The sequence below is a fragment of the Microlunatus ginsengisoli genome (assembly GCF_039537205.1).
GTDB classification, from domain to species: domain Bacteria; phylum Actinomycetota; class Actinomycetes; order Propionibacteriales; family Propionibacteriaceae; genus Microlunatus; species Microlunatus ginsengisoli.
Genome location: NZ_BAABAB010000019.1, coordinates 21,668 through 28,807 on the forward strand (window position 1 = coordinate 21,668; position 7,140 = coordinate 28,807).

8 protein-coding genes are annotated in these 7,140 nt (G+C 68.8%); 1 reads left to right on the forward strand and 7 read right to left on the reverse strand.

The annotated features are described in order from the left end of the window. Nucleotides 1-38: 38 nt before the first annotated feature. The 5 genes from ABD747_RS13935 to ABD747_RS13955 all read right to left on the reverse strand — a co-directional run bounded on the left by ABD747_RS13935 (nucleotide 39) and on the right by ABD747_RS13955 (nucleotide 4,949). Nucleotides 39-1,721, reverse strand: a complete 1,683-nt coding sequence (locus ABD747_RS13935) for an alpha-amylase family protein (RefSeq protein WP_344805498.1) — start codon at nucleotides 1,719-1,721, stop codon at nucleotides 39-41. Continuing rightward, nucleotides 1,718-2,740 (reverse strand): SDR family oxidoreductase, encoded by a 1,023-nt coding sequence (locus tag ABD747_RS13940; RefSeq protein ID WP_344805500.1) that lies wholly within the window; start codon nucleotides 2,738-2,740, stop codon nucleotides 1,718-1,720. The genes ABD747_RS13935 and ABD747_RS13940 overlap by 4 nt, the downstream gene beginning before the upstream one ends. After that, nucleotides 2,737-3,720, reverse strand: a complete 984-nt coding sequence (locus ABD747_RS13945; protein ID WP_344805502.1) for an SDR family NAD(P)-dependent oxidoreductase — start codon at nucleotides 3,718-3,720, stop codon at nucleotides 2,737-2,739. Before ABD747_RS13945 ends, ABD747_RS13940 begins: the two co-directional genes overlap by 4 nt. 40 nt (nucleotides 3,721-3,760) lie before the next feature. Continuing rightward, nucleotides 3,761-4,033, reverse strand: a complete 273-nt coding sequence (locus ABD747_RS13950) for a DUF4235 domain-containing protein (RefSeq protein WP_344805504.1) — start codon at nucleotides 4,031-4,033, stop codon at nucleotides 3,761-3,763. 136 nt (nucleotides 4,034-4,169) lie between these two features. Further along, nucleotides 4,170-4,949, reverse strand: coding sequence for an endonuclease/exonuclease/phosphatase family protein (locus tag ABD747_RS13955; RefSeq protein ID WP_344805506.1), 780 nt, complete (start codon nucleotides 4,947-4,949; stop codon nucleotides 4,170-4,172). A gap of 53 nt (nucleotides 4,950-5,002) precedes the next feature. On the opposite strand from ABD747_RS13955, the gene ABD747_RS13960 reads away from it, so the two are divergent. Next, complete coding sequence (locus ABD747_RS13960) at nucleotides 5,003-5,593, forward strand: nucleotidyltransferase family protein (RefSeq protein ID WP_344805508.1); 591 nt, start codon at nucleotides 5,003-5,005, stop codon at nucleotides 5,591-5,593. A gap of 94 nt (nucleotides 5,594-5,687) precedes the next feature. On the opposite strand, the gene ABD747_RS13965 is transcribed toward ABD747_RS13960, so the two are convergent. After that, nucleotides 5,688-5,987: a hypothetical protein gene (locus tag ABD747_RS13965; RefSeq protein WP_344805510.1), complete on the reverse strand. Its 300-nt coding sequence runs from the start codon at nucleotides 5,985-5,987 to the stop codon at nucleotides 5,688-5,690. Nucleotides 5,988-6,219: 232 nt separating this feature from the next. Further along, nucleotides 6,220-6,639 (reverse strand): hypothetical protein, encoded by a 420-nt coding sequence (locus tag ABD747_RS13970; protein WP_344805512.1) that lies wholly within the window; start codon nucleotides 6,637-6,639, stop codon nucleotides 6,220-6,222. Between the last annotated feature and the right edge of the window lie 501 nt (nucleotides 6,640-7,140).

Sequence of the window (7,140 nt, forward strand, 5' to 3'; positions counted from 1 at the left end):
GTCGATGCGATGCCGTCGCCCGGGTGATCCGGACCGCTTCAGACCCGGTCGGTGCGGAACAACCGGATCCACCGATAACCCCAGCCGTGCAGGCGGAGACCGGTCAGCTGGCGGCCGGGCGCGTCATACGGGCCGTCGACCAGCAGGTCGAACGGTTCGTCCGCTCCGTCGAGCGGACCGATGTCGACGCTCAGCTCGGAGTCGGCGAGGTTGTGGAGCAACAACACCGACCCCGTCGGCGCGTCGAAGCGGTGCGCCAGGACCGCGCGCGGCAGCGGCACGTCGACGACACTGCACCGGCCGATGCCGATCTCCGGCGTCGTGCGCAAGGTGTGGATCAAGTTCTCGAACCACCGCAGCAGCGAGTCCGGGTCCCGGTTCTGGGCGCGCACGTTCACCGTCGAGGCCCCGTAGCGTCCACGCATGGCCACCGGCCGGACCAGGCGGTCGGCTCGGGCCGCGGAGAAGCCTGCGTTCGGCGTGCCGTCCCACTGCATCGGCGTCCGGATGGCGTCGCGATCCAGAAGCGCCAGGTTCTCCCCCATCCCGATCTCTTCGCCATAGCGGATCACCGGACAGCCGGGCAGGGAGAACTGGAGGGCGTACGCCAGCTCGATCCGTCGACGGTCGCCGTCCAGCATGGGCGCCAGCCGGCGGCGGATCCCACGCCCGTAGATCCGCATCCGTGATCTCGGCGCGAAGACGCGGAAGACGTCTTGACGCTGCTCCTGGGTCAGGGTGCTCAGGTCGAGCTCGTCGTGATTGCGCAGAAACGTGGCCCACTGACCACCCGACGGCAGCCGGACCGCATTCGTCAGCGCATCGACCAGCGGTTCGGCATCGGAGCGGGCGAGCGCCAACCAGGCCTTGGGGTTCAGCAGGAAGTCGAAGACCAGCTGGGCCCGGTCGGCCGGCCCGTCGGGACGGCTGCCGACATAGGACGCCACATCGCTCGGCGGAACGTTCGCCTCACAGAGCAGCACCGAGTCTCCCGACTGCCACTGGGTTTCCTGGCGCCAGCTCTCCAGGATCCCGAAGTCTTTCGGGGCCGGATCGGCCCCCGGTCGGGTGAGCTCGAGCACGAAGGGTGCCCCGTCGACGCGAAATCCGGCCACTCCCAGCTGGAGCCAGAACGCCATCACCTTGGCGATCTCGCGGCGAACCTCTGGATTCGCCCAGTTCAGGTCGGGCTGGAACTCGTAGAAGCGATGGAAGTACCAGGCGCCGGCCTCCTCGTCGAAGGTCCAGGTGGCATCTTGTTCACCGGGGAACACGATCCCTTGCCGGCGATCGGGTGGCTCGGTCTCGCTCCACACATACCAGTCGCGAAACGGCGAGTCCGGATCGCTCCGTGCGGAGACGAACCACGGGTGCTGGTCGGAGGTGTGATTGACCACGAGGTCCAGCAGGATCCGCAGCCCGCGCTCCTCGGCGCGCCGGCAGAGCTCGGCGAAGTCGCCCAGACTGCCGAGCGCCGGGTGGATGCCGTAGTAGTCGGCCACGTCGTAGCCGCCGTCACGCAACGGGCTCGGGTGGATCGGGTTGAGCCACAAACAGGTCACGCCGAGTCTCGCCAGATAATCCAGCCGGCTGATCAGTCCGCGCAGATCTCCGCAGCCGTCGCCGTCGGAGTCCTGGAAGGACCGGACGTCGATGCAGTAGATCACCGCCTGTTGATACCAACGAAGCGTCGAGGTCACCGCCCGCTCCCCGGCGGTCACGAGCGTCGACCTCGACCGGCGGCGCGCGTCGCCACGACAGCGGACCCCGCGATCGTCGCCGCGGCCGCCACGGCGAGTTGCGGATAGCGATGGGCCACCCACTGCTGGACGCTGCGCGACCGCGCCCGAGAGTCGAAATCGCCGTGCGTGCCGAAATCGCGGCCGGACTCGTCGTCGGCCGGTTCCCACAGGTTGGCCGGCTGCTCCGGATCTCTCGGCTCGCCCGTCTGCTGGGAGGAGACGCCCTTCCAGCCGAGGTAGCGATCGAGGACGCCGGGAACGAGCGCGTTCGCGACGAGCGTCGCCACGGTGCTGGACCCCACCCAGTACTCCCGGCGCCGGGGGTGATCGGCAGCGAACCTGATCGCCCGGGCCGCGACCTCCGGCTGATAGATGGGCGGGACGGGTTGGGCCCGGTCCGGTAGTCGGGACAGCACCCAGGAGAACTGGGGGGTGTTCAGCGCCGGCAGCTGGACCATGGTCACCGAGATCGGGCTCTTCTCGTGCAGCAGCTCGCAACGCAGCGACTCGTGGAAGCCCTGGATCGCGTGCTTGGCCCCGCAATACACGCTCTGCAAAGGGATTCCGCGATAGGCGAGAGCCGAACCGACCTGCACGATCGTCCCGGCATTCCGGCGGCGCATGGGCTGCAGCACCGCCATGGTGGCATAGACGTATCCCAGGTAGCTGACCTCGGTGGCATGCCTGAACTCGGCGGCCGAGATCTCCTCGAACCGAGCGAAGACGGAGGTGAATGCCACATTCACCCACACGTCGATGGGTCCGAGTTCCTCCTCGATGCGGCGCACCGCCGCCTCGACCTGGTCGGTCTCGGCCATGTCGGTGGGCACGATCAAGGCCGTGCCACCCGCCTCCCGCACCTGCCGCGCGGCACCCTCCAGCCCTCGTACGCCACGGGCGAGCAGGGCGACCCGGTCGCCGTGCCGCGCGAACTCCAGCGCAGTCGCTCGCCCTACTCCACCGCTCGCTCCGGTCACCGCCACGACACGGCCAGTCACCCGAGGCTCCCTTCGTCGATTCGATCGGGACGTTCGTTGAACCGTCGAGCCGCGCGAAGGCCCCATCGGGTCACGGCATCGAGCAGCCGGCGCGGAAGCGGATCCAGCTGCGCAGCTGCCCGCTGGCCCTCCACCGTGCCGGTGCTCGCCGCTGCATCGGGAGCGTCCGGGAGCAGCCGCGCGGTCAGTCCGAGCAGCGCCGAGGTCGACCTGGGGAACAAGGCATCGATCCGGGGAGCGATCTTGGCGAGGGGGGTCAGCACGACCACGGAACGACCAGCCAGTACGCCGTCGACGATCCGGCGGGCGGCGCGCTCGGCGTCCATCGAGAGCAGGGGAATCGATGCGGCCGCCGCGAACCAGGCGTACTCCTGGCGATACCGGCCGGCGAACTCGGCCCGGACGTGGGAGCCGGTGCGCATCAGACCGGGCGTCACCGTGGTCACGCTCACTCCTGTGCCGGCCAGCTCGGAGCGCAGTCCACGACCGAAGCCGACGGCGCCGAACTTGGCGGTGCTGTAGGGAAGGAGATGAGGCGCTGCGATCAGACCGCCGACCGAGGCGATCACGCCGATCTTGCCGGATCCCCGGTCTCGCATCCCGGGAAGAACCGCCAGCGCGGTGTTGATCGGACCCCACAACATGACGTCGATCGCATCACTGAACTGCTGGCGGGTGACCGAACGCAGCGGCCCGACCTGGATGATGCCGGCGACGCAGATCATCACCTCGATCGGCCCGACGTCGCGCTCGATCCGGTCGACGGCGTCGGCCACCTGCCCGGCGTCGGCGACGTCACAGGCCTCGGTGACGACCTGATGACCGGATTCGGCCAGCCGCGCGGCGGCGCGGTCGAGTTCGCCCGGGTCGCGCGCCGCGATCACCACCCGGAAACCCCGTTGGCTGAGCTCACGGGCGATCAGCAGGCCCAGGCCGCGAGACGCGCCTGCCACGAACGCCGCGGGACGCCGCTTCACCACACCTCGCTCCTTCCGCGTGTGTCAGCCGGACCGGACGGCTCTACTTCCCGGGCCAGGAACCGGTGACCTTCTGAAAAGCCCGAGCACCCAGCCGGTTCACCAAGGCGTTGACCGCGGCGAAGATGGCCCCTTGCAGCGTGGCGGCCAGCAGGATCTCGCCGATGGAGGCCTTCGACTGCAGCGCATCGGGAGCCTTGCCCCGCCCCACGGCTCCCCACAGTGCCTTGAACAGCCCCGCGGCGGCGGCACCGGCGACCACGCTGCTCACCAGGCCGACCGGTCGGTACGCCAGTTTCGCGGTCGTCTTGCCCATCGGGTCCTCCTCGATCGACGCGGCGGGGTTCCGGAACGCCCGCTCTGCTGACCCAGCCGTCTTACCCAGTTCCGGGGTGTTCATGTCGCGCTGACGACATCGGCCCGACGCCACCCGTCCTCTCCGGATCGCGAGGTCACGAATCGGCCGTCGCGTCGGCGATGTCGACGACGAGGGCTCGGTGGTCGGACAGCTGGAGCCGTACGGCTCGGGCGTCGAGCACGATGCCGATGTCGCCACGGAGCAGGATGTGGTCGAGCTGCTCACTCGGTCCGTCCAGCGGGAAGGTGGATTCGGCTGCCAGACTTCGGAAACCGGTGATCTCTCCCGGCCTCGGCGCGTTCATGTTGAGATCACCCATCAACAGCAGCGGTCCGTGCAGCGCCGCGAGGTCGCGGCAGAGGCGACGCAGTTGCAACCGACCCCAACCGGGTACGTAGGACAGGTGAGTGTTCACCACGATCAACGGGCCGATCGGGCTGTCCAGGTGGCCGATCACCGCCGTCCGCGGTTCCTCGTGCACCATGATCAGCTTGCGGGGGCCGGGGAGGTACATCGGAAACTTGAACCCGATCCGAGGCAGCCGGAGACTCTGCCAGCTCTTCGCCGGGTAGCGAGACAGCAACGCGACGCCATACGCCGCCGTGCCCGGCACGTCGTCCTCCGTCGCGGCCATCCAGGTCGCACCGGGGGTACCGGCCAGCGCCGCCACGAACCGATGCGAGCGAGCACCCATGGCCTCCGCCGCGACCGCGGTGAGATCGGCCAGATGGGAACGCGGTTGATCCCGGTCCACCTCCTGCAGTGCAAGGATGTCGGCATCCAAAGACTTCACGGCAGCCGCCAGCCGATCGAGGTCGACCACATCGTCGTCGACCGACCTACCGTGCAAGATGTTGAACGTCACCAGCCGCATACGAAGGGGATATCCATCACCGGCGCAGACAACGCACGTCGGGACGGCGCCAGGTGACCCAACGACCAAGCAGCGGGACCGACCCCGCGTCCTCGATCGAGGTCGGCCGCGATCTCATGCGCGAGGCACTGCGGCATTCGGCCTCCGCCCTCAAGGCGGCCGAGGTTCCGTTCGCACTGGCCGGCAGCTATGCGCTGTGGGTCTTCGGCGGACCGGAGGGAAGTCACGACGTCGATCTGGTGGTGCCCGAAGCGTCGGTGGAAGACGCGGCGGAGGCTCTCGCCGCTGCCGGCTTCGAGATCGAGCGTCCCCCCGAAGACTGGCTGTTCAAGGCGTGGCGGCAGGGTGTGCTGGTCGACGTCCTGCACCGGCTGCTGGGGGCGCCGGTGGAGTCGGCCTGCCTGGACGGGGCCGAGGAGCACGACGTGCTCGGCATCCGGATTCGTGTGCTCGAACCGACAGTCGTGATGATCACCAAGCTGCTGTCGCTGAGCGAGCAGTATTGCGACTTCGGCGCGTTGCTTCCCTATGCGCGTGCCGTTCGCGAACAGATCGACTGGCAGCGAGTCCGCGCGGAGACCGCCGACCATCCCTTTGCCGAGACGTTCGTCCATCTGCTCGACAGCCTGGACATCATCGGTTGACTGCCCTTGTTCGGGGTACGCCTGCGATGGCATCGTCCCAGCTTGACCGGTGGCACCGTCAGCGAAGCGCTCAGCGGTCCGAGCACACGCGACACTAGGACCGGTCGCGACTATTCGGGTCCGTTGAGTCCGACTGAGGGGCGCTGGTGTCACCCAATAGGCCGCGCTGAGCCCGGTCGACTACCTCGGCCGCATCATCCGGAGGAGGATCGGTTGCCGGCGGGACGTCGACCGGCGCGTAGTCCTCCAGTCCCGCGGCGACCCGGTCGCGCTCGACCGCGGCTTCCAGGTCGTCATCGGACTGGGGCGGCATTCCGCCGTGCTGGGTGCGAGAATGCGGAAGCCCTTCGTCGAACTCCGGCTCCAGTACGTCGTCTGTCGTGGGGTCGGACACCCATAGCCTCCGTTCGCTGTTCATCCTCTGCCGGGGGCCCATACCCTGTCGCCGACGTTGCACACGCCTGGACTGGATTCGATCATCAGGTGTCGACGCGGGCAGGTCGGTTCGGGCGCTATCCACGCGCCGAGTGGGTAACCGCCTGACCGGTCGCCGAGCGTGGACGAGTGCGCCCAATCAGGTGGTGGGGCGATCGGCGGGACGCACCGTCCGCAGGGATCACGCGCGCTCACGCCTCGCGAGTGTCACCAGCCTTGGTCGATTCCTCCGCCGCGTCAGCCTGATCCCGGAGAGCCGCTTGGCGATGGAATTCGGCGCGGTCGTGGTGTCCGGAGGCATCGAGGGCGAGTGCGGCATCCAGATGAGCCTGCGCGGCGCGTCGATGGGCCTCGGCCGTCCGGCGATGCGTTTCCTTGCTGCGGCGGGCCTCTTCCCGAGCCGCATCCTGCGCCGCGACGATGTCGTCTTCGGTCACGGGCAGGTCGGCCTCCAACCGCCGGCGCCGGTCGCGCAACTCATCGGCCCGCTGGCCGGCCAACCGGGCACGGTGGGCCGCCGCGGCAGCACGTTCGACCAGCGCTGCGCGCTCCGCGCTCGCGTCGTCGGCCTTCGCGTCGTCGGCCTTCGCGTCGTCGGCGTTAGGGGCCACCCGCCCATTGTCCTCTCTGCGCCGGGATCGTGATCGACCACCGGATCAACCGGGCCGGAGGCTAGGTCACGAGTTCAGGGACGTGCCGGGAGCCCGTGCTCTGATCCGCGAGCGAACAGACCGCCATCGGAATGGTCGGCGAGCACCACCGCGCTACCTCGATACCGGTGTCCAGATCCATCGCCACCGGGAGCAACCTGATCCATTGACCGCACTTGCGACACTTTCGTTTCATCACCACACCTCGGGAACCGGGTAACCTCCACCGCGCCGCGGACCACCACGATCGGAGCACCGATCCGGATCATCGGCTCCTCGATGATTGCCATCTGCAACGCGTTGGATTTACGCTGTAAACCGGCCGCCGGCCGCGACAGGGACCGGACGGCGATGAGGGCGCCCGGAACGGGGAGCGCCGCACGCCGGCGGCCGGTCATTTGAACTCGTGCGCGGGCCTGGCCCCGAGCCGATGCTCGGGGCCAGGCCGTGGCAGCGGACGTG

What these genes read in the sequence shown, in the direction of transcription:
- ABD747_RS13950 (WP_344805504.1), bottom strand. Translation starts at nt 4,033, where the DNA reads ATGGGCAAGACGACCGCGAAACTGGCGTACCGACCGGTCGGCCTGGTG.
- ABD747_RS13955 (WP_344805506.1), bottom strand. Translation starts at nt 4,949, where the DNA reads ATGCGGCTGGTGACGTTCAACATCTTGCACGGTAGGTCGGTCGACGAC.